We start from the raw sequence: 23868 nt of genomic DNA on the forward strand, positions 1-23868 counted from the left end.
CCCTCGTTGCTTACTGCCCGATCTGGTACTGGTCAGGGCAAAGTCTACGGTGCGGCCGCACTGACGGTGCTTCGGTCAGACCAGTTCGTCCGAATCGACCGGTTCCCAGCCGCCCATCAGCTCCTCCGGGTAGGCCGCCGGAGCCGGGACCGGCGGCGTCTGGCCCCCCTGCGGCCGCTGCTCCGTACGGGGTTTGGCGGCCCGGCCGCGCCGGCCCGGGATGGCCCGCAGCGCCTCGCCGATGTCCGCCACCTCGACCACCTTCATGCCCGGCGGAACCTTGCCCGGGTCCGGCGGGACCAGGGCGTGGGTGAAGCCGAGCCGGTGCGCCTCGGCCAGCCGGCGCTGCACCCCCGTCACCCGCCGCACCTCGCCGGCCAGGCCGACCTCGCCGATCGCCACCAGGTTGCTGGGCAGCGGCGTGTCGGTGGAGGAGCTGGCCACCGCGAGCGCCACCGCCAGGTCGGCCGAGGGCTCGGTCAGCTTCACCCCGCCGACGGTGGCGGTGTAGATGTCCTGCTTGCCGAGCTTGACCCCGCCGTGCCGCTCGACCACCGCCAGGATCATCGCGATCCGCGGCGACTCCAGACCCGAGGTGGTGCGGCGCGGCGAGGGGATCTGCGAATCCACCATCAGCGCCTGCACCTCGGCCACCAGCGGGCGCTTGCCCTCCAGGGTGACGGTCAGGCAGGTGCCCGGGACCGGCTTGTCACGCCGGGTCAGGAACAGCCCCGAGGGGTCCGCCAGGCCCTCGATCCCCTCGTCGTGCAGCTCGAAGCAGCCGACCTCGTCGGTCGCGCCGTAGCGGTTCTTGACGCCGCGGATGATCCGCAGACGCGCATGCCGGTCGCCCTCGAAGCTGAGCACCACGTCCACCAGGTGCTCCAGCAGGCGCGGGCCGGCGATCTGGCCGTCCTTGGTCACGTGGCCGACCAGCAGGGTGGCCATGCCGCGCTCCTTGGAGACCCGGATCAGCGCCCCCGCCACCTCGCGCACCTGGGCCGGGCCGCCCGGCGCGCCGTCCAGCTCGGCGGAGGCGATGGTCTGCACCGAGTCCAGGATCAGCAGGCCCGGGCCGACCTGGTCGATGTGCCCGAGGACCGCGCCCAAGTCCTGCTCGGCGGCCAGGTAGAGGTGGTCGGAGAGGGCGTTGATCCGGTCCGCGCGCAGCCGCACCTGGCCGGCCGACTCCTCGCCGGTGACGTAGAGGGTGCGGTGCTGGGCGGAGGCGGCCTTGGCGGCCACGTCCAGCAGCAGGGTGGACTTGCCGACGCCGGGCTCGCCGGCCAGCAGCACCACGGCACCGGGCACCAGGCCGCCGCCGAGCACCCGGTCCAGCTCCGGCACGCCGGTCGACCGGGCGGTGGCCACCTGACCGTCGACCTGGCCGATCGGACGGGCCGGGGCACTGACCGGGCCGGCCGCGGTGGTGCGGATCGGGACGGCGCCGTACTCCTCGACGGTGCCCCACGCGTTGCACTCCGGGCAGCGACCGACCCACTTGGGCAACTGGTTGCCGCACTCGGTGCAGCGGTAGGCCGGGCGCGGCTTGGCGGTGGTCTTCGAGGTACGGGCTGCCATGGGGGCCACCGTAGCTGGTGCCGGTGACAGCGCCCGCTTCCCGCATTGGTTACGGGTGACGCGGTGCTGTTACCCGAAAGAAGGACAAAGGGGCCGATGAACTGAAAGTCGGCCGGGTCGAATCCCTATGTTCGGGTTCGTGACTGCTCCTTCGGTGCTGACGACGTATGGGCGACTGGCCGACGGCCTCTACACGTACTGCCTCTCGGTGCTCTGCGAGCGCGACGCAGCCGTGGCGACGGTCGGCGAGGTGCGCGAGCTCGCGCTGGCCAACCAGGACCGGCTGGCCGCTGCCGGGATGGAGCGCGCGTGGCTGTACTCGCTGGCCCGCTACGCCTGCCTCCGGCGCCTCGCGGAGCCCCGGGGGGTCTGGGAGTCCGGCGGCGGGAACGGGCGGGAGGCCCGCGAGACCCGGGGGGGCCGGGAAGCCCCGGAAGCCCGGGACCCCCGCGAGGCCCGGGGCGCCCAGGGTGCCGGCCCGGCCGACCTGCGGGGGCGGCGCCGCGAGCTTGCCGCGCTCGCCTGGCCCGAGGCGGCCGGCACCACCGCGGAGCAGCGCGAGGCCCTGGAACTCGCCGCCCGGCACCGGCTCACGCCGCTGGAGGTGGCCGCGGTGCTCGGCCTCGGGGCGGAGCAGGCCCAGCGGCTGCTGGCGGCGGCCACCGAGGAGGTGGTGCGCACCCGGCGCGCCCTGGCCGTGCTGGGCGTGGGCAACTGTCCGGAGCTGGCCCGCCTCGGCGGCGCGGGCGCGGAGCACTGGCGGGAGTGGGTGCTGGGTCCGGCGCTGCGGCGCGAGCTGCTGCACCACGTGGTGGCCTGCCCGACCTGTCGCGGCACCGCGGAACGGGTGGGCAGCGAGCTGACCGGGCTGGGGGCACCGCTGGCGCTGCTGCCGCTGCCAGGCGGTGGGTCCGGCCAGGCGGGACCGGAGTCCACCCGGGCGGAGCCCACCCAGGTGCTCCCCCGGTTCGACCGCACCGGCTTCCCCCGGCACCGGGCGCCGAGCCTGCTGGAGCGGCACCGCCCCGGCGGCGACCTGCACGAACGCACCGTGCTGGTGCGTCAGCGGGCACTGGCCACCGGGGTGCTGGCCGCGGTGCTCTCCGCACCGCCGGTCGCGCTCTGGCTGGCGCATCAGGACGGCACACCGGGCAGCGCCACGACCGCCAGCGTCTCCTCGGTGCGGGTGGACCCCCGGGGCGCGGCCGACCCGGCCCCCGTGCCGGTGGCTCCCCTGCCCGGGAGCGACGGGGCCGCACCGCAGCAGCCGCTCGGACCGGCGTTCGGGACGGGGCACGGGCTGGTGGCGGCCGTGGTGCGGGGGCCGGTGGCGCCAGGTGCAGAAACGTTGCTCCCGGGGGCTCCGGGTGCTCCCGGTGCGCCTGGTGCTCCCGGGGCCGGCGCGGGCGCGCGGCTGGACGTGGCGGCCGGTGAGTACGGCAACCGGACCGTGCTCACTCTGACCAACACCGGAAACGCCCCGCTGGACTGGCATGCCGTGGTGAGCTGCGACTGGCTGCGGCTGAGCCGGGACTCAGGGACCCTGGCACCCGGTCAGCGGCTCACGGTGACGGTCACCGTGGACGATCAGCGCGCCCCGTCCGACCACTGGACGGCGCAGATCGCGCTGCCGCCCTCCGAGGCCGTGGTCACGCTGGAGGGCGGCGGGGACCGGCGCGGCCTGCCGTCCCCGGACTCCTCGCCCACGCCCAGCGCCAGCGCGAACCCCAGCGGCAGCGCGAACCCGACCCCCTCGGAGACGCCCAGCTCCGGCAGCAGCGCCAGCAGCCCGCCGAGCAGCAGCGCGAGCCCGAGTGCGAACCCCACATCGGGCCCCTCGGCCAGCGGCTCACCGACGCCCACCGCTTCTCCGAGTTCGCCGAGCTCAAGCACGTCCGTCTCCCCGTCGTCATCCTCGTCACCCAAGCGCTGACCCCGGTCAGCCACTTATCAAGACTGCGCGGCGCGGCGTCATGTTGCGCGCCGCACATAAAAATTCAGCTAAAGCCCGCGCGCTGCGTCAGCTGGGGGTGGCCCGCGCAGGTTCCCCGGGGCGGGCCACCCCCACGTAGGTGCACCCCTGCCACCCCGGGCCCCCGCTTCGCGGGGAGCGAACCGGCTGCGCCAAGGGCGAACGGGTGGGACGCGGGGCCCCGGTGCGGGGCAGGCTGCGCGTATGCGAATCCTCTTGCTCGGTGGTTCCGTCTTCCTCGGTCGCGCCTTCGTGACCGAGGCCCTTGCCCGTGGCCACCAGGTCACCACCTTCAACCGCGGCCGCTCCGGCACCGACCTGCCCGGGGTGGAGGCCCGGCGCGGCGACCGCACGGTTGCGCAGGACCTCGACGCCCTGGTGGCCGGCGGGGAGCACTGGGACCTGGTGATCGACACCAGCGGCCAGCAGCCGCACGCCGTCCGCCGTTCGGCGGCCCTGCTCAAGGACCACGCCGACCGCTACCTGTTCGTCTCCTCGGTGCACGCCTTCGCCGGCTGGCCCGCCGAACCGGTCAGCGAGGAGTCCCCGCTTCACGAGTGCTCCGCCGACTCGCCGGCCGACCTGCCGTTCAGCACCGCGCTCAAGGCGGGCTGCGAGCGCGCGGTGCTCGCGGAGTTCGGCCCGGACCGCTCGCTGCTGCTCAACTGCGGGCTGCTGATCGGCGCGCACGAGAACGTCGGCCGGCTGCCCTGGTGGCTGGAGCGGATCGCCCGCGGCGGCCAGGTGCTCGCCCCGGGCCGCCCGGACCTGCCGATCCAGCTGATCGACGCCGCGGACTTCGCCGTCTTCGGCCTCGACCTGGCCGAGCGCGGGGCGGCCGGCAGCTACGTCACCACCGCGCTGCCCGGCTCCAGCAGCTACGGCGACCTGCTGGCCGCCTGCCGCGAGGTGACCGGCTCGGACGCCGAGTTCGTCTGGGTGCCGGACCAGTTGCTGGTCGCCCACAAGATCGAGACCTGGAGCGAGATCCCGCTCTGGGCCGCCGAGTTCGAGGACGGCAAGCCGATCGGCATCTGGCAGGCGGACAGCAGCAAGGCGGTCGCGGCCGGCCTGCGCTGCCGCCCGCTGCGGGAGACGGTGGCCGCCACCTGGGCCTGGATCCAGGAGCGCGGCCCGCGTGACACCCCCTACACCCAGGGCGGCGAGCCGCTCGGCATCGACCCGGAGAAGGAGCGCCGGATCCTCCAGGAGTTCCTCGCCGCCAACTGAACCCGCCGGGCCAAACCGACGGTGGGCCACCCCAGAAACAGGGGTGACCCACCGTCAGCCGTCAGCGTCTCAGCTGCGCGGGGCCGGTAGTCGTTGCAGGAAGACGTCGAAGGCCGTCGGTTTCACCGCGGTGGCCCCCGCGAACGGGAAGTTCATCTCCTTGATCACCAGCAGCGAGACCACCACCAGCGCGCCGAGCGAGAGCACCATCAGGCTGTGCGCCAGCGTGTTGGAGAGCCCGAACAGGAAGGTGAACCCGACCGTCAGCACCCCGCCGACGATCAGCGCCACCCAGAGCAGCACCGGCACCTCGTCGTCCACCTGGTTGAGCCGGGCCCGGCGTTCCGAGGCGAGGCTCTCCAGGTGCGAGACGGCGTGCTCGTAGAGCACCTGCTGCTGGCTGGTGGCCGGGTTGATGGAGAAGACCGAGCTGCGCATGTCGTAGACCAGCTTGGTGGCGGCGGGGCTGCTGTGGTGGTCGGCCATCAGCGGCCACTCGGTGTCCTGCACGGTCCGTGCGTAGGCGAGGGTCTGCTGTTCCAGCTGCGGGCCGAGCGGGGCGGGCAGTTCGCGGGAGATCCAGTAGATCCCCGCCAGCGCGTCGGCCTCCTCGAAGGTGGTCTTGCGGGCCGCGTCGTTGCCCGTCCAGACGGTGATCACCACGAAGCCGAGCAGCACCGCGTAGAGCACGCCGACGGCGGCGAAGATGAACCCCGCCACGTCGTTGTGGGACTCCCGGATGGGGTGCGGGACCCAGCGTTGCAGCATTTTCAGGGCCACGGCCAGCAGGACCATGGTGATCAGGAGGATGCTGATGTCCTCAACAGTCATGCGTACAGCCTTCTCGGTGAGGGGAGCGACCGGCCGAGCGAGCCGGCGACGGGAAAGCGGTGAACGGAAAGTCAAGGGCTGGAAGATGAGTTGACGGACCCTCAGTGGTTGCGACGGGTGACCAGCTCCGCCAGTGCCAGCAGCTCGTCGGCTGCGGCCGGGTCCGGCACGGCGGTGGCCAGGTGCTCGATCGCGGCGGCCATCCGCTCGCAGGAGGCGCCCTGGGCCCAGGCCCGGCCGCCGGCCCGCTCGACGGCCTCGGCGGCGCGGCGCACCTCGGCCTCGGTCAGCGGGCGGTCGAGCGCGTAGATCTCGGCCAGCTCGGCGGCGGCCGGGGTGCCGGAGGTCAGTGCCGCCACCACGGGCAAGGACTTCTTGCGCACCAGCAGATCAGCACCGGCGGGCTTGCCGGTGACGGCCGGATCGCCCCAGATCCCGATCAGGTCGTCGATCAGCTGGAAGGCGAGGCCGATCTGCCGCCCGAAGGCGTCCATCGCCTGCGCCGCCTCCTCGCCCGCGCCGGCGTAGAGCGCGCCGATCGCGCAGGCGCTGCCGAGCAGGGCGCCGGTCTTGGCCTCGGCCATCGCCAGGCACTCGGCCAGCGTGACGTTGCTGCGCTGCTCGAAGGCGCAGTCCGCCTGCTGGCCCGCGCACAGCTCGACCACGCACTGGGCGAGGTGGCGCATGGCGGCGGGAGCGGCCGGGTGGGCGTCCTCGGCGAGGGTGCGCAGGGCGAGCGAATGCAGCGCGTCACCGGCCAGGATCGCCTCGGTGGAGCCGAACACCCGCCAGGCGGTGGGGCGGTGGCGCCTGGTCTCGTCGCGGTCGATCACATCGTCGTGCAGCAGGGTGAAGTTGTGCACCAGCTCGACGGCGGCGGCCGCGGCCAGCACCGCCCTGGCCGGGTCGGCCGGGACGGCGGCCGACCCGGGCGCCGGAACAGCGCCAGGAGCCAGGGGAGCGCCGGGGCCCGGCCCGGAGCCGGAGCGCGGGGCCGGGACGGCGGGCTCCGCGGCACAGGCCCGGGCGGCGGCCAGCACCATGGCGGGCCGGATCGCCTTGCCGGAGTCGGCGGCGACCGGCGAACCGTCGGCCTCCCGCCAGCCGAAGTGGTAGGCGGCGATCCGGGCCATCGACTCGGGCATGGAGTCGACGGCGGCCCGCAGCACCGGATCGACGGCGTTGCGCGAGCGGATCAGCAGCTCGGCGGCGAGTTCGTCGAAGCTGTCGGCGCTGGGTTCCTGGTACTCGGGCTGCTGGTAGTCGGGCTTCTGGTAGTCAGAGTCCTGGTGGCCGGGGTCCTGATAGCCGGGATCCTGGCAGTGCTCCGGCTGGTCGGGTTGGTTCTCCTGGCTACCTCGGCTGAGCGTCTCGATACCCACGGTGTAGGCCCCCCAGATTCGGGTCGTGCGCGAGTTCGGGTCGTGCGGCACGGAATCCCCCGGTGGCTGCTCCGGGATCCGTGAATCCCGGAGCAGCGCAAAAGCGATAATCAGATTTTCAGCTTCGAGGACGGGAGATTTCCACGTTCTCCAGCACACCAATGGCATCCGGCACCAGAATGGCAGCCGAGTAGTAGGCGCTCACCAGGTAGGAGATGATGGCCTTGTCGTTGATCCCCATGAACCGCACCGAGAGGCTGGGCTCGATCTCGTCCGGGATGCCGGCCTGACGCAGACCCACCACACCCTGCTTGTCCTCGCCGGTGCGCATGGCGAGGATCGAGGTGGTGTGGCCGTCGACGATCGGGATCTTGTTGCAGGACAGGATGGGGACCCCGCGCCAGCCGGGCACCGTCTGCCCGTCCGCCTCCACCGGGGTCGGGTAGATGCCGCGGGCGCTGCACTCCCGGTTGAAGGCGGCGATCGCCCGCGGGTGGGCCAGGAAGAACTTGGTGCCGCGGCGGCGGCTGAGCAGATCGTCCATGTCGTCCGGGGTGGGGGCGCCGGAGTGGGTCTGGATCCGCTGCTCGTACTCGGCGTTCTGCAGCAGGCCGAACTCGGGGTTGTTGACCAGCTCGTGCTCCTGGCGCTCCTTCAGCGCCTCGACGGTGAGCTTGAGCTGCTGCTCGATCTGGTTCATCGGCTCGTTGTAGAGGTCGGCGACGCGGCTGTGCACCCGCAGCACCGTCTGCGCGACGCTGAGCTCGTACTCGCGGGGGGAGACCTCGTAGTCGACGAAGGTGCCGGGCAGGTCGAACTCGCCCTCGTGGCCGGCGGCCAGCTCGATCGCGGCCTCGCCGTGCTTGGACTGCGGCAGCTGCGAATCGGCGATGAACTGGGTGATCTGCGCCTGCAGGGCCGGGGAGCGGTCCACCAGCTCCTGGAAGGCGGGCCAGGCCAGCACCATCGCGGTACCGGCGGTGGCGGCCTTCACCGTGTAGGGCCAGCGGCCGTCCTCGACGAACAGCGCCTCGTCGCCGATGTGGTCGCCGTCGGCCAGGGTGCCGACCACCGAGGACTCGCCGTACTTGCTGGTGCCGATCTTGTTGACCTTGCCGTGCGCGATCAGGAAGACCTCGGCGATCGGCCGGCCGGCCTCGACCAACGTCTCCCCCGCGGCGAAGTCGCGCTGGACGAAGCGGCCGGCGAGCTCGGTGAGCAGCGCCTCGTCCTCGAAGCCGCGCAGCGAGGGGACCTCGGTCAGCGAGGGGCCGAAGACCCTGACCTCGGCACCCGTCTTCACGAAGGAGACCCGGCCGCGGCCGACGGCATAGCTGAGGCGGCGGTTGACCCGGTAGGTGCCACCGGAGACCTGGACCCAGGGCAGCATCCGCAGCAGCCAGCGCGAGCTGATGCCCTGCATCTGCGGCGCGGACTTGGTGGTGGTCGCAAGATTGCGGGCCGCGGCAGTGCCGAGGCTCTGCCGCTGATCGGACTGGGCATCAGGACCGGCGCTCGGCGCCGGAATACCGACAGCGGTCTCGGTGGTCATAACAGGGCCCTCCCCCACACAATGATTCGGAAGTACTGCAATCAGAGTGGGGCCCCGCAGACCCGCCGCGCAATCACTCGGACGGGTGATTGGAGCAGTGGGTCCATGAGAATATTTAGCGTCCTCATTCGATTTCTGTTCGGGGCATTTCCGGGCAGATTCGATCCCGTCTCAGGGATTTCACCAAGGCTTTCCCGGCTGACGGTGGCTCAGCCCGGCCCGTCCCAGTCCAGCGTCGGCGCCAGCCACCCCTCCAGGGTCAGCAGCCACCGCTTCACGTCCAGCCCGACCCGCCCGCTGCCGAAGCCCCCCAGCCCGTCCGCCGCCACCACCCGGTGGCACGGCACCACCACCGGCAGCGGGTTGTTCCCCATCATCTGGCCCACCGCCCGGGCGGCCAGCCCCGGGCTCCCGGCCAGGTCCGCGAAGGCCCCGCTGCGCTCGGCCAGCCGCCCGTACGTCACCGTCTCCCCGTACCCCACCGTCCGGTACAGCGTCTCCAGCACCGTGCGCTGCCCCTCGGTGCCGACCAGCCGCCAGTCCAGCGGCAGCGTCCAGCCGCGGCTGTGCCCGGCGAAGTACGCCGCGAAGGCCTGCGTCACGGCGTCCGCCCGGTGCGGGTCCGCGCAGCGCGGCGCGCCCGCCGGCACCTCCGCCGCCAGGAACTGCACCGCCGCCACCCCCTGCCCGGTGACCCCGACCGCGAGCGGGCCGCTGGGCAGCGGGCTGGGCACCGCCAGCCACTCGATCCGGTCCACCGCGCTCACCCCTCCCCGCCCTCGGACGACCTGCCACAGTGCCGCCCGCCCCCGTCACCCGCTCCAGCGACCCCGGCGCGCCGCTCCGGGCCCCGCCGCGCACCGTCCAGCAGCCTGATCTCCACAACCCCCAGCCTAAGTCCCCACCGAGGAGCCCCCCGTGAGTTACCCCGCTCTGGCCACCCGTACCGCCGCGGTCACCGGCGCCGCCTCCGGCATGGGTGCCGCGACCGCCCGGCTGCTGGCCGCCAACGGTGCCAGGGTGGCGCTGCTGGCCCGCCGGGCGGAGCGGCTGGCAGGGCTGGCCGAGGAGATCGCGGCGGCCGGCGGGCAGGCCCTGCCGGTGCCGGTGGACGTGACCGACGCCGCCGCCCTCACCCGGGCCGCCGACCAGGTACGCGACTGGGCCGGCCCGGTGGACCTGCTGGTCAACGCGGCCGGCGTGATGCTGCCCAACCCGCTGGCCGCCGGCCGCGCGGACGAGTGGGCCAAGATGGTGGACACCAACCTCACCGGCCTGTTGCGGGTGATCGACGCGTTCCGCGCCGACCTGGTGGCAGCCGCCGCGGCGGGCCGCACCGCCGACCTGGTCAACGTCTCCTCGATCGGCGCGCACGTCCCCTTCCCGTCCTACGCGGTCTACGGCGCCACCAAGGCCGCCGTCACCCAGCTCTCGGCCGGCCTGCGGACCGAGTTCGGCCCGCTGGACGTCCGGGTGACCAACGTCGAACCGGGCCTGACCGAGACCGAGTTGGGCCGGCAGATCGACAACCCCGAGCTGGCCGAGCAGCTGGCCGGGATGTTCCGGCTGATCCCGCCGCTGGCCGCCGAGGACGTCGCCGACCTGATCGCCTGGACCGCCAGCCGCCGCCGGGGCGTCAACCTGCGCCAGGCCGTGCTGCTGCCGACCCGCCAGGCCTGACCGGGGTTCTGACGCGCCGTCAGTCCCGGATCCGGTCCAGCACCGCCTCGCCCACCAGCTCCACCGACTCCCGCCGCGGCCCGTCCAGTTGCAGCACCAGCAGCTCGTTGCCGCCCGACCGCAGCAGCGGCCCGGGCAGGTAGAGCGTCTGCTGCGGCCCGATCTCCCAGAACCGCCCGAGCAGGAACCCGTTGATCCAGCAGAGCCCCTTGCCCAGCCCCTCGGTCAGCACGAAGGTGTCGGCCGGCTCCTCGACCTCGAACTCGGCCCGCCGGAAGACCGGCCGCCCCGCCGCGGCACCGGGCAGCGCCCCGCCGACGAAAGGCAGTTCACCCACCTCGTCGAGCGGCAGCGAGTGCATCTGCCAGCCGTGCAGCAGCTGGTCGCCGAGCCGGACCCCGCCCGCGATCCCCTTGCGGTCGGCCAGCTGCGGGCCGTAGTTGATCCGCCCCAGGTTCTCCACCAGCAGCTCCAGCCGGGCCCCGCCGGCCGGCACCGCCAGCTCGACCGGCCCGCCGGACAGCCCGGTGCGGTCCAGGATGCCGACCGGCTGCCCGTCCAGGAACACCTGGGCCCGGTCGCCGAGCCCCTCCACCACCAGCTCGGCCGACTCCCGCGGCCCGGTGAGCCAGGTCCGGTAGAGCACGAAGCCGTAGGACTGGTCCAGCTCCTCCATGCTCAGCGGGGCGGGGGCGCAGACCGGCTCCGCCAGGTCGTCCACCAGGTCCAGCAGCGGTACCGGCTGGCCGAGTTCGAGCCGGCGCGGGGCCAGCACCGGCAGCCGCAGGTCCGCCGGCGCGGGCGGCAGTTCGGTGTACTTGCCGAGGATCTCGCGGAACGCCCAGTACTTCTCGGTGAGCTGCCCGTCCTCGCTGATCGCCGCGTCGTAGTCGTAGCTGGTGACGGTGGGCTGGAGCAGCCCGTCCACCAGGTTGGCGCCGTTCAGCAGGCCGAAGTTGGTGCCGCCGTGCGCCATGTAGAGGTTGACCGAGCCGCCGGCCGCCAGCATCTCCTCCAGCGCCCGGGCCGCGTCCGCCGCGTCCCGGGTGTGGTGCGGCGCGCCCCAGCGGTCGAACCAGCCGTTCCAGTACTCCATGCAGACCGGCGGCCCGTCCGGCGAGTAGCCGCGCAGCACCTCGAAGGCCTCGCCGGCCCGGTCGCCGAAGTTGGCGGTCGGCAGCACCCCGGCCAGAGTGCCGCCCTGCATCATGGCGTCGGTCGGCCCGTCCGAGGTGAAGAGCAGGCAGTCGGCGCCGCGCCGGCGCAGACCCTGGGCGAGGTGGCGCAGGTAGGCGGTGTCGGTGCCGTAGGAGCCGTACTCGTTCTCCACCTGGAGCGCGAGCACCGGCCCGCCCTGCTCGGCCAGCAGCGGCACCACCAGCGGCAGCACCGCGTCCAACCAGCGGTCCACGGCGGCCAGGTAGGCCGGGTCGGCGCAGCGCAGCCGCAGGTTGCGGTCCTTGAGCAGCCAGGCCGGCAGCCCGCCGAACTCCCACTCGGCGCAGATGTACGGGCCGGGCCGCAGCAGCACCTGGAGCCCCGCCCGCTCGGCGGCCCGGACGAAGGCCACCAGGTCGAGCCGCCCGGTGAAGTCGAACTCGCCCGGGCTCGGCTCGTGCAGGTTCCACGGCAGGTAGGTCTCCACCGTGTTGAGGCCCATCGCGCGCAGCAGGCCGAGCCGGTGCTCCCAGTACTCGGGGACCACCCGGAAGTAGTGCAGCGCGCCGGAGAGGATCCGCAGCGGCCGGCCGTCCAGGGCGAAACCGTCACGGTCGTGGGTCAGGCTGGACATCGCGGGGTGCTCCTTCTTCCTCGGGGTGGGGTCCGCCCATCGTCCGCGACCGGGCCCCCACGCGGTTGAACTCCTCTCCAGCAGAACATGGACTTTTCCACGGGCTGCCGAGGGCGCGCTGAGCTGTACAGTTTTGGCTCCGCAGACCGTCGATTGGACTTTCCGAGGCATCCGTGGCCGGCTTCGCGCGCTACCTCACCCCCGCTCCGGAGCACCGGCAGCTGGGCCTGGTCTGCCTGGGCACGGGCGCGCAGCAGGTGCGCCGGGTGAGCTTCGACGGGCGGGTGCTGGCCTGCTACGGGCTGATGCTGGTGACCCGCGGCGGCGGCTGGCTGGAATGGGGCGACCGGCCGCGCCGCCGGCTGCCGGTCCGGGCGCCGGCCGCCTTCGTGGTCTTCCCCGGGCTCTACCACGCGTACCAGCCCGACCCGCAGGGCTGGAGCGAGCGCTGGGTGCTCTTCGACGGCCCCGCGGCGGCCGCCCACGAGCGGCTCGGCGGCCTGGACCGGAACGCGCCGGTGGTCCCGCTCGGTCCGGCGGTGCAGTCGCTGGTCCGGCTCTTCGACCGGCTCGGCGCCGCCGTGGAGCCCGGCGCCCCGCACCGCGACGTGGTGGCCGCCGCGCTGGTGCAGCAGCTGCTCGCCGAGCTGCTGGTCGGCCGGGTCGACGCGGACCTGTCCCGGGTGGTCCGCTACCTGGACGAGCACGCGGTCGAGCCGCTCACCGTGGGCGACCACGCCCGCCGCCTGGGCCTGACCGAGGCCGCGCTCCGGGACGAGGTGCAGCGGGCCACCGGGTCCACGCCCAAGGAGTACGTGCTGCGGGCCCGGCTCTCCCGCGCCAAGCGGCTGCTCTCCACCACGGACCGCCCGGTGCAGGAGGTGGCCCAGGCGGTCGGGTACGGCGATCCGGCCTACTTCACCCGGCTGTTCACCCGGCGGGTCGGGGCGGCGCCGACCGAGTTCCGGCGCTCTGCCGGAGGGGTTCGCGAGGCCGGAGCGGGTTCCTCGGGCGGGGGCGGGGGCGGGTTCGGGAGGCGGGCTGCTGAACGGGCGGCAGTTGACGGGGCGCCAGTTGCCGGTGAGTCCCGGACCGGCGGCCCGGGACTCACTTCCGGCGGGTGACTACTTGAGCGGCGTGCCGCCCGAGTTGTGGTACGCGGTCGTCTTGTTGATCAGGTTTCCGCCGTCCGTCTCGGCCGAGGTCTGTTCCTGCTGCCCCGGGCCGAACATCAGGCCGGCGATGTGCGCGTTCGCCACCTGGTCCATGTGGGCGAAGAACCAGTCGACCTTGTCGTCCTTGTAGTGGTTGAGGGTGTTGTTCTGCGCCATGTTGCCCACGGGGATCTGCCACAGGACCACCGGCTTGCCCACGGACTCGGCCATCGTCTTGTAGAACCCCATCTGGGCGGCGGCCGACTGGTCGTTCCAGAACTTGTCGAGGCCGCCGTGGGCGGGCTGCGCGTACCAGCCCGCATCGCGGTCCGACACGTCGGTGGCCAGGAAGTCGGCGTTCTGCGCGCCGAGGCTCGCGTAGTCCTTGACGCACTGCGGGGTGTTCTGCTGCCAGTCGAAGCAGGACAGGTGCATTCCGACGGCGGCGTTCGGTGCGTACTTGTGCCCCATCGAGATCAGGCACTGGGCGAGTCCGGCGGCGCTGTTCTCCTGCGAGCCGCAGTCCGTCGGATTCGCGGCCTTGACCTGCGCGGCGACCTGGTGCGGGTCACCGAGCGACCGGACGTAGCCCCAGAAGTCGGGCTCGAGGTCGATCATGTCGTGCGACGTGCCGATCTTCTGGAGGAAGAAGCGGTAGTCGTTCAGGTACCGGGTGAGCAGGTCGGCCCGGTTGATGGCCTTGACCTCGCCCGGACCGTCGCCCTGGCCCGCCGCGTCGCCGAGGTCGCGCAGCGAGTACCAGGTCCAGAGGAACTTCTGCGGGCGAGGCTTGCCCTGGTAGGTCTCCTGGGCCGCCTTGGCGTCCCGCCAGGTCACGTACGTGCCGGGCGCCGTGGTGCTGCCGTTCCAACATCCCCACCAGCCTGTCCACGCGTCCTGGCAGCGGGCCGCCGTGTAGTAGTCCGAGGAGGGTGCGGGCTGGCTGTGCACGTAGGCGTACTGCGCGTCGAACGGCGCGGCGCCGGCCGAGGCGTCGGACACCGAGCCGCCGATGAGCACCGTGGTGCTGCCCATGAAGGTCTTCCCCGAGCTGCTGCCGCCGCCGGCCGCAGGCACCGGAGCAGGGGGCGACGTCGGCGCCGCCGACGTCGGGTGGTTGCCGCTCGGGGTCTGGCTCGGCGCAGCGCTGCTGCCCGGCTTGGCGGACGTGGTGGGCGCCGCGCTGCCGCCGGAGGCGCCCGCGTTCCCGGTGCCGCCGGCACTGCCGACCGGGACGAGCTGCCACTGCTGGTTGGCACCGTTCCAGTCGTGGTACTGGGCGATGCGGCCCCCGTCGGACTTGGAACCGAGCGGGACCTCGACGGCCTTGCCGTTCGAGCGGTTGATCAGACGGACGTAGCCGTCCGACGACTTCTCCAGGTGGAACTGCTGGTTGGCGCCGTTCAGGTCGTGCCACTGCACCAGTTCGGCACCCTCGTTCTTCGACCAGTTGAAGTCGTCGAGGACCTTGCCGGAACTCCGGTTCTGCAGCCGGTAGTTCCCGTCACCCGAGTCGACGAACTTCCACTGCTGGTTGTCCCCGCCGTTGCGGGTCCACTGCACCACCGGAGCACCGTCGGCGGTGCCGTACTCGAGGTTGTCCAGCACCTCACCGGTGTTGCGGTTGACCAGGAGGTACCAGGAGCTCGTGTCCACGGCCACGGTTCCTGCCGAGGCCGTGTTGACCGCGACCACGGAGCCGCCCAGGACCGTCAGGCCGACGGCCGCCCAGAAGCCCCGGCGCTGGTAGACCTTGCGGCTGCGGTGCGTCCGCTGCCCCGCTGCGGCCGAGCGGGACGAGGCGCGACCACGGCGGCCGCGGCCGCCGGGCGAGGCCTCCTGCGACGTGGATGGGCGAGGGAACATGTCGGTGCTCTCTTTCAACCGGTACCTTGACCAGACCGCCTGTCCGGACACCCCTCAGTTGTCGCCGCCCCCGGAAAGGTTGCCCCGGTCGCGGAGATTTTTTCGGGCACCGCGCGCCGGCCCGCGGCCGGCGGCAACCCGAACCGGAACCCGCGAAGGGGAAGCCACGCCTCTTACCGCTACCTGGCACCCCGTCTGTTCACGTACAGCTGACGGGCAGCAACCTGAGCTCTCTTGCGCCGCTCCACCTGGGAGCCCCGCACTCGTACCGCCAACGCGGCTCTCCTACCCCGGCCAGTTGGCCCCGCTCGGCCCAAGCCGTCGAACCGTCAGGAGAGCCCGATGCTCCAACAGTCCCAGCAGCGCCCCACGTCGAGACGCCGCGCCCTGTTCATCGTCGCCGGAGTGCTGGTGCTCGCCGCGGCGGGCACGGCGTTCGCGGTGCGGGCCAGCGAGCCATCCGCGAAGAATCCGGCGGACGTGGCGGCACACCCCTGCCCGGCGACCCGGCCGTTCAAGGTGGCCGCCGCCCCGTCGAGCCGGCGCGGAGTGACGAACCACCTGGTCCCCGACCACCCGGCAGTCGCCACCTTCTGCCGCTACGACGAGCCGACCCGCCCCGACGACTGGAAACTGCGCGACTCCGTCGAGGTCCGGGGCGCCGAACTCGCCTCCCTGGTCACCGCGTTGGATCAGGCACCGCACAGCGGCGGCTGCCCCGCGATCAGGCCGGACGGCGAGCTGCTCGGCGAGCTGTACTTCGAGTACCCGAGCGGCGCGGGCGTCGAGGTGCTGGTCCAGGGCCTGCTGCCGGTACGGAGCTTGTGCGAGACCGCCGGCAACGGCACCCTGACGGCCTTGGAAACCTCGAAGGTCACTCTGCCGCTGGGCTGAGCCGCCGAACCAGGGGCGGAGAGCAGCGCGGACAGCGGCAGGGCGGCCAGTCCAGCGCCGTGTGGATCTCCCAGAAGGTGCTGGACGCCACCTCGGCGCGCGGCCGCAGCTCGGTCCGCTCACCGGTGGCCGCCGCGATCCGGTAGACCCGGAGGGTCATGGCCGTCGTCATCGCGGCCCCCGGGCGGGCGGCACTTGGTGGCGCGGGCAGCGGCAGGCGGGCCACTCGCCGCCGATCGGACCGTGGTACGGCTCGCCGGACTTCACCCGGACCCGGCTGAGCTCCTGGCGGCGGCCGTCCTCGGTGAGACGGTAGACCCTGATGGTGAGCGCGCTGGGGCGCCTACGCGTGCTCGCCATGGCCCCTCAGCTCGTCGCGCACAGAGGGCAGTTCGGCCAGCCCAGCGGGCAGGCCCGGACGGGACGGCGGCGGACCGGCCACCATCCGCGGCTCAATTCGTCCGTCCATTGCGGGCATTCACCCCTTCGAGGATCAGGTCCGCGAGCACCTCGGTGGTCTCGGCGGTGGCCCGGCCGAGTTCGACCAAGGTCACCCCCGTCACCATCCCGGTGCGGTCCACGCACAGCGACGGGAGCACCACCCCGGCGCGCGCGAGTGCGGCGCGCAACTTGCATTCGGCTGCGGTTGCTTGGCTGCGTGAGGCGGCGACGGCGTCGCTGAGCCTGGACATATTTTCGACTCCTCTGTGTAGTCGTTCCGCTACACAGAATGCTCCTTCCGAGTTACGATCGAAAGCATCCCAACTGGGCACTTGGGCGTGGTGGGACTCATGCACCTAAGGACGTTCGAACATGCGCCGAACGAAACTTGACCCCTCGTCATCTCCGCTCGCCGCATTCGGCGTGCAACTCCGCAGGTCCCGTGAGTCGAAGAGGCTCACGCAGGTCGCGCTGGGCGTGCTGATCAAGTTCAGCGACAGCTTCATCTCGTGCGTCGAACGAGCGACACGCAATCCCACACTGGACTTCGCCATCGCGTGCGACGAGATCCTGGAGACCGGCGGCACCCTGGAGCTGATGTGGTGGGCCATCAACCACACCGCGCTGCTGCAGGGCTTCCCGGAGTTCGCGGCCCTGGAGCGCAAAGCCCTGGAGATCCGGCTCTTCGAGCTGGGCATCATCCCGGGCCTGCTGCAGACCACCGAGTACGCGCGGGCCCTGGTCACCGCTGCGGTACAGCGCGGCAGCATCAGCAAGGAGCAGGCCGAGCAGCGGCTGGAGTTCCACGCGGCGCGGCAGCAGCTCCTGGAGCGCTCGCCGCTGCTGCACGCCGTGCTCGACGAGAGTTGCATCCGCCGGCCGGTAGGAGGACCGGAGGTGATGTCCCGCCAGTTCGACCACCTGGAGGAGATGGCGGCCCGGCCGAACGTGACCCTCCAGGTGGCTCCCTACAGCCTGGGTGAGCACGTCCCGTTCACGATGGTCGTGGAGCTGTTGGCACTTCCTGACCGCTCTGTTGTGGCCTACTCGGAGGCTCAAGCGCGCGGGTTCCTGGACCGCGAATTGACCAAGGTCCGGTCCTGGGAGAGGGACTACCATCAGCTCCAGGTGGAGGCGCTGTCGAAGACGGCCTCCCTGGAACTGATCCGCAAGGCACGAAAGGAACTCTCTCCATGACCTCCCGCGTGGACCTGTCCGGCGCCTCCTGGTTCAAGTCGAGCTACAGCAACAACGGCGGCACCTGTATCGAGGTCGCCCCCGATTTCCCCGGCGTCACCCCGGTCCGCGACTCCAAGGACCCGGAGGGCCCCGCCCTCGTCTTCACCGCCACCGCGTTCGCGGCCTTCGTCTCCGGGGTAAAGATGGGCGAGTTCGGCTCCATCTGATTCCGCTCGCTCCTGAAGGAGGCCGGGGAAGGCATGAGCACCGACCTGACCAGCGCACACTGGCGCAAGTCCACCCACAGCACCAACGGCGGCCAATGCGTCGAGATCGCCGACAACCTCGCGGGCCTCACCCCCGTCCGCGATTCCAAAGACCCTGACGGTCCGTCGCTCGCCTTCCCCGGCCCCTCCTTCGCCGCCTTCCTCACCGCTCTCAGGTTGCGCGCCCTCAGCTGACCTGGTCCTACGCGGCGGCGGTCCGGCCCGTCCGGCAGGCCGCCGGCTTCCTGGTGCTCGCCCCGGCCCAGGTAGCACTACGCGGTACTACGCCGCCGCCTGCCAGGCGAAGCCGTCCAGGTCGGTGAACCCGGCCGTGCCGCCGCCGATGGTGATCCGGTGCGAGCCGGCCCCGGCGGCGGGCACGCCCGCGTCCTTGGCCAGCGCCTTGCGGCGGTACAGGCCCAGCTTGACCGGGCTGTCCCCGCTCGCGAACTCCACGTACGTCTTGGCGAAGCTCTTGCCGACGGTCAGGCCCTGCTCGACGTAGAACTTCTTGCTCGCCGTGATGTCCTCGACGCCGAGCAGCAGCACCATGGACTCGATCTCCCGGGTCACCGGGCCCTTGTCCTTCTTCGCCGAGGTCGCCAGCTTCCACAGCGCCCCGTCCGGCGCCTGGAGCACCGCGCCGTAGCCCCACAGGGACTTCGCCGCCGGCTTGACCACCGTGGCGCCGGCGGCCACCGCCGACGCCACGAAGCTGTCCGCGTCGCCGGGCTGAGCCACCGTCAGCGACAGCGTGTAGCCGCGGAAGCCCTCGCTCGGCTCGGCAGCCGCCCGCACCCGCAGCTGCTCCGGCGCGAGTCCGAAGGCCGCGCGGTAGAACTCCTCGGCGGCCGTCTCGTCCGCCACGTCCAGGGTCACGTTCTCGATGTAGGTCATGTAGAAGACGGTAGTTGTGGGCCCCCGACCGGTGCTTCTCGAATCCTGACCGCTTCATGCCCCACCGGCCCACCGAGCGGCCACCCGGGCCGCCTTGCCCGGCTGGCCGCTGCCTCAGACCTTGATGATCTGCACCGTCGGACCGCAGAGCAACGTCAGGTCCTCGGGATCGGACGTGAGGACCGTAACGGGCCGCGGCGCGGACCGGGCAACCGCAGCGAGCACAGCGTCGATCGCGTACTTGTGACCACCCAGCCGATGGCCCCGCAGCAGCTCAGCAGCACGGTCGGTGATCGCCCTGGTGACATCCTGAACGTCGATCCTGGACAGCACCCATCGGATGCGGGCCGGGTGGATTCGCTCATAGTCGGCTTCCAGAGTGGTCATGGCCGTGGTGGCCACGCGGACGCCTTCCTCGGTCGCCGCTTGGACCAGCGTCGAGACCATCCGGTCCTTGAGGTAGAGCTTTGACAGCCCCTCACTGCCGAGGAGGAGGGTGCCGGGCATCAGGCGGCTGCCCCCTTGGCAGCCCCACCGTCATGGCGCAGCAGCGACCGGGCCGCCTCGATCTCGTCCCGCGTCAGGGGCTCGTTGTCGGTCTCGAAGTCCGCAACGATCTCCCTGAGCTTGTCCATGGCAACACGCTGCTCCAAGGCTTCGGCGACGTAAGCCGAGAACCCGCCGGCGCCGACATGAGCACGTGCTGCCTCGGCCAGGTCCTCGGGGAGGCTTACCGAGTATTTCTTGCTACCACTCATGGCCCTGATCCTACCGGTGGTAGGAAACCGAGCCAGCGGTCAATGCCGTCCGGATCGGCGAGGACCGCGAGATGGCCGTCCGGACTACCCAGCACCGCACCGTCTCGTTCCTGGGGATCGCGGTCGCGCTCCGGACCCGGGCGATCTTCCGCCAGGCCGTCTCGGCCTGCCTGCTGCTGGCCTACGGGCCGCCAGGACATGCCTCGGGGCCCGGTGCGGACAGCTCCGCGCCGGGCCCCGAGTGGGCGTCAGGCCACCAGCGCGTCCTGGTGCCGCAGCGGCCTGGTCACCTGCTTCACCACGCACTGCGGCACCCCGGCGGCCACCCCCGCGTGCTCGCGGACGGCTTGGCGGTAGGCGCTGGGCGACATCCCCATCAGCTCGGTGAAGCGGGTGCTGAAGGTGCCCAGCGAGGAGCAGCCGACGGCGAAGCAGACCTCGGTGACGCTCAGGTCGCCGCGGCGCAGCAGGGCGGTGGCCCGCTCGATCCGACGGGTCATCAGGTACTGGTAGGGCGACTCGCCGTAGGCGAGCCTGAACTGGCGGCTCAGGTGGCCCGCCGACATGTGGGCGCCGCGGGCCAGCGCCTCGACGTTCAGCGGCTCGGCGTACTCGCGGTCGATCCGGTCCCGGACGCGGCGCAGCCGGGCCAGGTCGGCCAGCTGCTGCGCCTCGATCCGGGCGGCGGCCCAGGCGGTCTGGCACATCTCGGTTCCCCCCTCGGAACGGATCAGCGGAGTTCCTTGATCCGGACCAGGTTGCCGGCCGGGTCGCGGAAGGCGCAGTCGCGCACGCCGTACGGCTGGTCGGTCGGCTCCTGGACCACCTCGGCGTCGGCGGCCTGCACCTTGTCGAAGACCTCGTCCAGGTTCCGGGTGGCCAGCAGGATCCAGCCGTAGGTGCCCTTGGCCATCATCTCCTGGATGGTGCGCCGCTCCGGCTCGGTGATGCCGGGGTCGGCGGCCGGCGGGGCCAGCAGGATCGAGGTGCCGGGCTGGCCGGCCGGACCGACCGTGACCCAGCGCATCCGGCCCTGCCCGACGTCGCTGCGCACCTCGAAGCCGAGCACGTCGCGGTAGAAGGCCACCGAGGCGTCCGGGTCGTCGTGCGGCAGGACCGTGGTGTCGATGGTGATGTCCATGGCCGTCACGCTAGTCCCGGTGCCGGGCCGCGGGCTTCTCCATTCCTGACGTGTCTGCGGCCGCTCCTCACGTGTCCGCGGCCGCGAGTTCGGCGCTGGTGGGCGGGTTGGCGCCGGCCCGGGCGACGGTGAGGGCGGCGGCGGTGGCGGCGGTGCGCAGGGCGTCCGGAAGCGGGTGCTCGAACCGGGCACTGAGCAGGGCGGACATGAAGGCGTCGCCCGCGCCGACGGTGTCGACCACCTCGGCGGGCACCGCGTCCACCGCGCAGCCGCCCTCGGCGGTGAGCGCGAACGCCCCCTGGGCGCCCCGGGTCACCACCACCGTGTGCGGGCCCAGCGTCCGCCAGCGCGCCGCCGCCTCGGCGGCGGTCAGCTCGGGGTAGAGCCACCCGAGGTCCTCGTCGCTCGCCTTGACCAGGTGGCTCAGCGCCACGCACGCCTCGACCGCGGCCAGGCCCGCCGCCCGGTCGCCGAACAGCGCCGGGCGCACGTTGGGGTCGAAGGAGATCCGCGCACCGGCCGCCCGCTGCTCGCGCAGCAGGGTGTGCACGGTGGCCGCCCCCGGTGCCATCACCGCGGCGATCGACCCCACGTGCACCTGGCGCGCGGGCGGCACCGGCGTCGGCCGCAGCGACCAGCCGATCGCGAACTCGTAGGAGGCGTGGCCGTGCTGGTCCAGGCTGACGACCGCCCTGGGGGTCGGCCCGGTCGTCCCGTCGGTGTACAGCTCGACGCCCGCCGACTCCAGGTGGCGGCGCATCAGCGCCCCGCCCGGGTCCGGGCCCAGCTGGGTGAGCAGCGCGGTGCGCCGGCCCAGCCTGGCCAGCCCGTAGGCCACGTTGGCCGGGCTGCCGCCGGGGTGCGGGCGGTCCGGCGCGCTGGCGCTGCGGACCACGTCCACCACGCACTCGCCGACGACCAGGAACTCGACGGGGGTTGCCTCACGCATCCGAGGACCGTACGACCGCGCGCGCCGGAGCGTCAACGCGGCCCCTGCGCCTTCGGGCCAGTGGTCTGGACCTCTTGACTTCGAGTGCACCCGAAGGAGCAGGCTCCCCGGCATGCGCTATCAGAATCTGGGAAACCGTCAGGTCTCCAGCCTGTGCCTGGGCACGCTGCCCTACGGCTCGGTGGTGGACGAGGAGACCTCCTTCGCCCTGCTCGACCGCTTCACCGCCCGCGGCGGCACCTTCGTGGACACCGCGAACTGCTACTGCTTCTGGCTCGACGGCTGCGACGGCGGCGAGAGCGAGCGGCTGCTGGGCCGCTGGCTGGCGGCCCGCGGCAACCGCGAGGAGATGGTGCTGGCCACCAAACTCGGCGCGCTGCCCGTCGGGCCGGGCGAGTGGCCGGACAACCGCGAGGGCCTGTCCGCCGCCGTGATCGCCGCCGCCGTGCCGCACAGCCTGCGCCGCCTGGGCACCGACCGGATCGACCTGCTCTACGGACACATCGACGACCCGGCCGTCCCCGTCGCCGAGACCGTCGCCGCCTTCGACGCGCTGGTCCGGGCCGGCGCGGTGGACCAACTGGGCATCAGCAACCAGAACCTGGACCGGCTCGCCGCCTCCCAGGCGCTGGCGGCCGAGACCGGCGCGGCCGGCTACCGCGCGCTGCAGCAGCGCCACACCTACCTGCGCCCGGCCCCCGGCGCCGAATTCCCCCACCAGGTCTCTGTGGACGACGCCCAGCTCGCCTACCTGCGCACCCAGCCGCAGCTGACCCTGCTCGCCTACGGCTCCCTGCTCAACGGCGCCTACACCGACCCGGCCAAGCCGCTGCCGCCCCAGTACGACCACCCCGGCGCGCACACCCAGCTCGCCGTCCTGGGCGAGGTGGCCCGGGAGAGCGGGGCCAGCGCCAACCAGGTCGTCCTCGCCTGGCTGCTGGCGGGCGGCGTGCTCCCGATCCTCGGGGTCACCTCGGCGGCCCAGTTGGACGAGGCGCTGGAGTCGCTGGACCTGGAGCTCACCGCGGACCAGCACGAGCGCCTGGACGCGGCCCGCGCTGCGTGAACCCGGGGCGGCCGGGCTGGTCAGGGGCGGGGCGGACCGGCAGGATGGGCGGCATTTGACCACGCCCACGCCAGCCGAGAACCCTTCCTCCTCGGCCCCGCCCGTCGACCACCGCCGGGCCGCCCGCGACGCGCTCACCGGCCTCGCGGTCGGCGACGCCTTCGGCGCCCAGTTCTTCGTCCCCGACAACGCCCCGCTGCTGCGCGAGCGGCGCCTCGCCCCGGCGGTCTGGCCGTGGACCGACGACACCGAGATGGCCTGCTCGGTCTTCGCCACCCTGCGCGAGCGGGGCACGGTGGACCAGTGGGAGCTGGCCGACTCCTTCGCCCGGCACCACGACTTCGACCGCGGCTACGGCGGTGCGACCAACCGGATGCTCCGGCTGCTCCGGGAGGGCAAGGGCCACTGGCGGCAGCTGGCCCGGGAGCAGTTCGACGGCCAGGGCTCGTACGGCAACGGCGCGGCGATGCGGGTCGCGCCGCTGGGCGCCTGGTTCGCCGTCGACCCGGCCGAGGCCGCCTGGCAGGCCGCCCGCTCAGCCGAGACCACGCACACCCACCCCGAGGCGGTGGCCGGCGCGGTGGCCGTGGCGGTGGCCGCCGCCTGGGCCGTGCGGGCCAGGACGGAACGGCTCGGCCAGGCCGACCTGCTCGCCGCGGTGCTGGAGCAGACTCCGGCCGGCCGGGTGCGCGAGGGCATCGCCGAGGCGCGCGAGCTGCTGGCCCAGCCCGACCCCGGGTACGTGGCGCACCGGCTGGGCAACGGTCGCCAGGTGAGCGCGGTGGACACCGTGCCGTTCAGCCTCTGGTGCGCGGCAAGGTATCTGACGGACTATCAGGAAGCCCTGTGGGCGACCTCCTCGGCCGGCGGCGACGTCGACACCACCTGCGCGATCGTCGGCGGCATCGTCGCCGCGCACGTGACCGCCCTCGGCGTGCCCGCCGCCTGGCAGGCCGCCGTGGAGCCGCTGCCCGACTGGGTGGCCGCCGAGGAGCTCGGGCACGACCTCACCGCGGCCGAGGTGCGGCAGGAACTGCACCCGCTGCGGCGGCCGCTGGCGGTGGCGGTACCGGACCTGCTGCTCACCCCGGGCCAGTGGCAGCGGGCGCGGCACGGCGTGCGGGCGCGCTCGATGGACGAGAAGTGGCTGGCCCACCTGACGGACGGCCGCCTCCACCTGCACCGCAGCTGGACCGGTTACCAGATGTACGAGGTCGCGTTCACCGCCGAGCCGGGC

At 72.7% G+C, this 23868-nt stretch carries 25 protein-coding genes and 1 pseudogene; 10 read left to right on the forward strand and 16 right to left on the reverse strand.

Annotated elements, in window-relative coordinates; translation table 11 throughout:
• Positions 1–75 precede the first annotated feature (75 nt).
• A complete protein-coding gene (radA, locus tag C7C46_RS02255) occupies positions 76–1581 on the reverse strand; it encodes a DNA repair protein RadA (protein WP_110665038.1) in 1506 nt (501 codons plus the stop codon).
• Positions 1582–1720: 139 nt separating this feature from the next.
• Here radA and C7C46_RS02260 point away from each other — a divergent pair, with 139 nt between their 5' ends.
• On the forward strand, positions 1721–3514 hold the full coding sequence (locus C7C46_RS02260; protein ID WP_146258963.1) for a BACON domain-containing protein: 1794 nt from the start codon (positions 1721–1723) through the stop codon (positions 3512–3514).
• Positions 3515–3757: 243 nt separating this feature from the next.
• Positions 3758–4783 (forward strand): Rossmann-fold NAD(P)-binding domain-containing protein, encoded by a 1026-nt coding sequence (locus C7C46_RS02265; protein ID WP_110665043.1) that lies wholly within the window; start codon positions 3758–3760, stop codon positions 4781–4783.
• 69 nt (positions 4784–4852) lie between these two features.
• On the opposite strand, the gene C7C46_RS02270 is transcribed toward C7C46_RS02265, so the two are convergent.
• The 4 genes from C7C46_RS02270 to C7C46_RS02285 all read right to left on the reverse strand — a co-directional run bounded on the left by C7C46_RS02270 (position 4853) and on the right by C7C46_RS02285 (position 9315).
• Positions 4853–5614 carry a bestrophin-like domain gene (locus C7C46_RS02270; protein ID WP_110665045.1) on the reverse strand — a complete coding sequence of 254 codons (762 nt, stop codon included), beginning with the start codon at positions 5612–5614 and terminating at the stop codon, positions 4853–4855.
• 101 nt (positions 5615–5715) lie between these two features.
• Positions 5716–6816 (reverse strand): family 2 encapsulin nanocompartment cargo protein polyprenyl transferase, encoded by a 1101-nt coding sequence (locus C7C46_RS02275; RefSeq protein WP_281278512.1) that lies wholly within the window; start codon positions 6814–6816, stop codon positions 5716–5718.
• Positions 6817–7114: 298 nt separating this feature from the next.
• The gene (locus C7C46_RS02280) at positions 7115–8548 is read right to left on the reverse strand and encodes a family 2B encapsulin nanocompartment shell protein (RefSeq protein ID WP_110665050.1); all 1434 of its coding nucleotides are present in this window, start codon (positions 8546–8548) and stop codon (positions 7115–7117) included.
• Positions 8549–8757: 209 nt separating this feature from the next.
• Positions 8758–9315, reverse strand: coding sequence for a methylated-DNA--[protein]-cysteine S-methyltransferase (locus C7C46_RS02285; RefSeq protein ID WP_245984037.1), 558 nt, complete (start codon positions 9313–9315; stop codon positions 8758–8760).
• Positions 9316–9466: 151 nt separating this feature from the next.
• On the opposite strand from C7C46_RS02285, the gene C7C46_RS02290 reads away from it, so the two are divergent.
• Entirely contained in the window at positions 9467–10228 is a 762-nt protein-coding gene (locus tag C7C46_RS02290) for an SDR family oxidoreductase (protein WP_110665052.1), read from the forward strand.
• Between the two features lie 19 nt (positions 10229–10247).
• Here C7C46_RS02290 and C7C46_RS37185 read toward each other — a convergent pair whose 3' ends face one another.
• On the reverse strand, positions 10248–12020 hold the full coding sequence (locus C7C46_RS37185; protein WP_110665055.1) for a glycoside hydrolase family 35 protein: 1773 nt from the start codon (positions 12018–12020) through the stop codon (positions 10248–10250).
• Between the two features lie 173 nt (positions 12021–12193).
• Here C7C46_RS37185 and C7C46_RS02300 point away from each other — a divergent pair, with 173 nt between their 5' ends.
• Complete coding sequence (locus C7C46_RS02300) at positions 12194–13144, forward strand: helix-turn-helix domain-containing protein (RefSeq protein WP_110665056.1); 951 nt, start codon at positions 12194–12196, stop codon at positions 13142–13144.
• On the opposite strand, the gene C7C46_RS02305 is transcribed toward C7C46_RS02300, so the two are convergent.
• Positions 13145–15040, reverse strand: a complete 1896-nt coding sequence (locus tag C7C46_RS02305; RefSeq protein ID WP_110665058.1) for an RICIN domain-containing protein — start codon at positions 15038–15040, stop codon at positions 13145–13147.
• A gap of 342 nt (positions 15041–15382) precedes the next feature.
• On the opposite strand from C7C46_RS02305, the gene C7C46_RS02310 reads away from it, so the two are divergent.
• A complete protein-coding gene (locus C7C46_RS02310) occupies positions 15383–15934 on the forward strand; it encodes a hypothetical protein (RefSeq protein WP_110665060.1) in 552 nt (183 codons plus the stop codon).
• Here C7C46_RS02310 and C7C46_RS34150 read toward each other — a convergent pair.
• From C7C46_RS34150 to C7C46_RS02315, 3 genes are all read right to left on the reverse strand, one after another.
• A complete protein-coding gene (locus tag C7C46_RS34150) occupies positions 15915–16094 on the reverse strand; it encodes a hypothetical protein (RefSeq protein ID WP_146258964.1) in 180 nt (59 codons plus the stop codon). The two genes, C7C46_RS02310 and C7C46_RS34150, sit on opposite strands and share 20 nt — an antisense overlap.
• An 8-nt stretch (positions 16095–16102) precedes the next feature.
• Entirely contained in the window at positions 16103–16294 is a 192-nt protein-coding gene (locus C7C46_RS34155) for a hypothetical protein (RefSeq protein ID WP_146258965.1), read from the reverse strand.
• A 92-nt stretch (positions 16295–16386) separates the two neighbouring features.
• Positions 16387–16626 carry a hypothetical protein gene (locus C7C46_RS02315; RefSeq protein WP_110665062.1) on the reverse strand — a complete coding sequence of 80 codons (240 nt, stop codon included), beginning with the start codon at positions 16624–16626 and terminating at the stop codon, positions 16387–16389.
• 121 nt (positions 16627–16747) lie between these two features.
• Between C7C46_RS02315 and C7C46_RS02320 the strand changes: the two genes are divergently transcribed.
• From C7C46_RS02320 to C7C46_RS02330, 3 genes are read left to right on the forward strand one after another with little or no spacing between them, the layout of a single operon-like run.
• Positions 16748–17572 (forward strand): helix-turn-helix domain-containing protein, encoded by an 825-nt coding sequence (locus C7C46_RS02320; RefSeq protein WP_110665064.1) that lies wholly within the window; start codon positions 16748–16750, stop codon positions 17570–17572.
• Positions 17569–17781 (forward strand): DUF397 domain-containing protein, encoded by a 213-nt coding sequence (locus C7C46_RS02325; RefSeq protein ID WP_110665066.1) that lies wholly within the window; start codon positions 17569–17571, stop codon positions 17779–17781. Before C7C46_RS02320 ends, C7C46_RS02325 begins: the two co-directional genes overlap by 4 nt.
• A 33-nt stretch (positions 17782–17814) precedes the next feature.
• Entirely contained in the window at positions 17815–18015 is a 201-nt protein-coding gene (locus C7C46_RS02330) for a DUF397 domain-containing protein (protein ID WP_110665068.1), read from the forward strand.
• Positions 18016–18102: 87 nt separating this feature from the next.
• Here the strand turns inward: C7C46_RS02330 and C7C46_RS02335 are convergent, their stop codons facing one another.
• From C7C46_RS02335 to C7C46_RS02360, 6 genes are all read right to left on the reverse strand, one after another.
• Positions 18103–18717, reverse strand: a complete 615-nt coding sequence (locus C7C46_RS02335) for a VOC family protein (protein WP_110665069.1) — start codon at positions 18715–18717, stop codon at positions 18103–18105.
• 114 nt (positions 18718–18831) lie between these two features.
• A complete protein-coding gene (locus C7C46_RS02340) occupies positions 18832–19224 on the reverse strand; it encodes a DNA-binding protein (protein ID WP_110665071.1) in 393 nt (130 codons plus the stop codon).
• A complete protein-coding gene (locus tag C7C46_RS02345; protein WP_110665073.1) occupies positions 19224–19475 on the reverse strand; it encodes a hypothetical protein in 252 nt (83 codons plus the stop codon). Before C7C46_RS02345 ends, C7C46_RS02340 begins: the two co-directional genes overlap by 1 nt.
• Before the next feature lie 248 nt (positions 19476–19723).
• Entirely contained in the window at positions 19724–20182 is a 459-nt protein-coding gene (locus tag C7C46_RS02350) for a helix-turn-helix transcriptional regulator (protein ID WP_110665075.1), read from the reverse strand.
• A 23-nt stretch (positions 20183–20205) separates the two neighbouring features.
• Positions 20206–20616 (reverse strand): VOC family protein, encoded by a 411-nt coding sequence (locus C7C46_RS02355; protein WP_110665216.1) that lies wholly within the window; start codon positions 20614–20616, stop codon positions 20206–20208.
• 67 nt (positions 20617–20683) lie between these two features.
• Entirely contained in the window at positions 20684–21565 is an 882-nt protein-coding gene (locus C7C46_RS02360) for a carbohydrate kinase family protein (RefSeq protein WP_110665076.1), read from the reverse strand.
• Positions 21566–21677: 112 nt separating this feature from the next.
• On the opposite strand from C7C46_RS02360, the gene C7C46_RS02365 reads away from it, so the two are divergent.
• Both C7C46_RS02365 and C7C46_RS02370 read left to right on the forward strand, forming a co-directional pair.
• Complete coding sequence (locus tag C7C46_RS02365; RefSeq protein ID WP_110665078.1) at positions 21678–22631, forward strand: aldo/keto reductase; 954 nt, start codon at positions 21678–21680, stop codon at positions 22629–22631.
• 55 nt (positions 22632–22686) lie between these two features.
• Positions 22687–23613: pseudogene (locus C7C46_RS02370) on the forward strand (ADP-ribosylglycohydrolase family protein); the annotation flags it as partial.
• Positions 23614–23868 lie beyond the last annotated feature (255 nt).

Origin of the sequence: Streptomyces tateyamensis (assembly GCF_003205575.1) — a bacterium.
GTDB lineage: Bacteria > Actinomycetota > Actinomycetes > Streptomycetales > Streptomycetaceae > Kitasatospora > Kitasatospora tateyamensis.

Bases quoted from the DNA above. Each gene is read 5' to 3' on its own strand.
- C7C46_RS02365 (WP_110665078.1), top strand. From the start codon at position 21,678: ATGCGCTATCAGAATCTGGGAAACCGTCAGGTCTCCAGCCTGTGCCTG.
- C7C46_RS02350 (WP_110665075.1), bottom strand. From the start codon at position 20,182: ATGTGCCAGACCGCCTGGGCCGCCGCCCGGATCGAGGCGCAGCAGCTG.
- C7C46_RS34150 (WP_146258964.1), bottom strand. From the start codon at position 16,094: ATGACCCTCCGGGTCTACCGGATCGCGGCGGCCACCGGTGAGCGGACC.
- C7C46_RS02280 (WP_110665050.1), bottom strand. From the start codon at position 8,548: ATGACCACCGAGACCGCTGTCGGTATTCCGGCGCCGAGCGCCGGTCCT.
- C7C46_RS02355 (WP_110665216.1), bottom strand. From the start codon at position 20,616: ATGGACATCACCATCGACACCACGGTCCTGCCGCACGACGACCCGGAC.
- C7C46_RS02305 (WP_110665058.1), bottom strand. From the start codon at position 15,040: ATGTTCCCTCGCCCATCCACGTCGCAGGAGGCCTCGCCCGGCGGCCGC.
- C7C46_RS02330 (WP_110665068.1), top strand. From the start codon at position 17,815: ATGAGCACCGACCTGACCAGCGCACACTGGCGCAAGTCCACCCACAGC.
- C7C46_RS02360 (WP_110665076.1), bottom strand. From the start codon at position 21,565: ATGCGTGAGGCAACCCCCGTCGAGTTCCTGGTCGTCGGCGAGTGCGTG.
- C7C46_RS02310 (WP_110665060.1), top strand. From the start codon at position 15,383: ATGCTCCAACAGTCCCAGCAGCGCCCCACGTCGAGACGCCGCGCCCTG.
- radA (WP_110665038.1), bottom strand. From the start codon at position 1,581: ATGGCAGCCCGTACCTCGAAGACCACCGCCAAGCCGCGCCCGGCCTAC.
- C7C46_RS02270 (WP_110665045.1), bottom strand. From the start codon at position 5,614: ATGACTGTTGAGGACATCAGCATCCTCCTGATCACCATGGTCCTGCTG.
- C7C46_RS02325 (WP_110665066.1), top strand. From the start codon at position 17,569: ATGACCTCCCGCGTGGACCTGTCCGGCGCCTCCTGGTTCAAGTCGAGC.
- C7C46_RS02315 (WP_110665062.1), bottom strand. From the start codon at position 16,626: ATGTCCAGGCTCAGCGACGCCGTCGCCGCCTCACGCAGCCAAGCAACC.
- C7C46_RS02345 (WP_110665073.1), bottom strand. From the start codon at position 19,475: ATGAGTGGTAGCAAGAAATACTCGGTAAGCCTCCCCGAGGACCTGGCC.
- C7C46_RS02340 (WP_110665071.1), bottom strand. From the start codon at position 19,224: ATGCCCGGCACCCTCCTCCTCGGCAGTGAGGGGCTGTCAAAGCTCTAC.
- C7C46_RS37185 (WP_110665055.1), bottom strand. From the start codon at position 12,020: ATGTCCAGCCTGACCCACGACCGTGACGGTTTCGCCCTGGACGGCCGG.
- C7C46_RS02265 (WP_110665043.1), top strand. From the start codon at position 3,758: ATGCGAATCCTCTTGCTCGGTGGTTCCGTCTTCCTCGGTCGCGCCTTC.
- C7C46_RS02335 (WP_110665069.1), bottom strand. From the start codon at position 18,717: ATGACCTACATCGAGAACGTGACCCTGGACGTGGCGGACGAGACGGCC.
- C7C46_RS02320 (WP_110665064.1), top strand. From the start codon at position 16,748: ATGCGCCGAACGAAACTTGACCCCTCGTCATCTCCGCTCGCCGCATTC.
- C7C46_RS34155 (WP_146258965.1), bottom strand. From the start codon at position 16,294: ATGGCGAGCACGCGTAGGCGCCCCAGCGCGCTCACCATCAGGGTCTAC.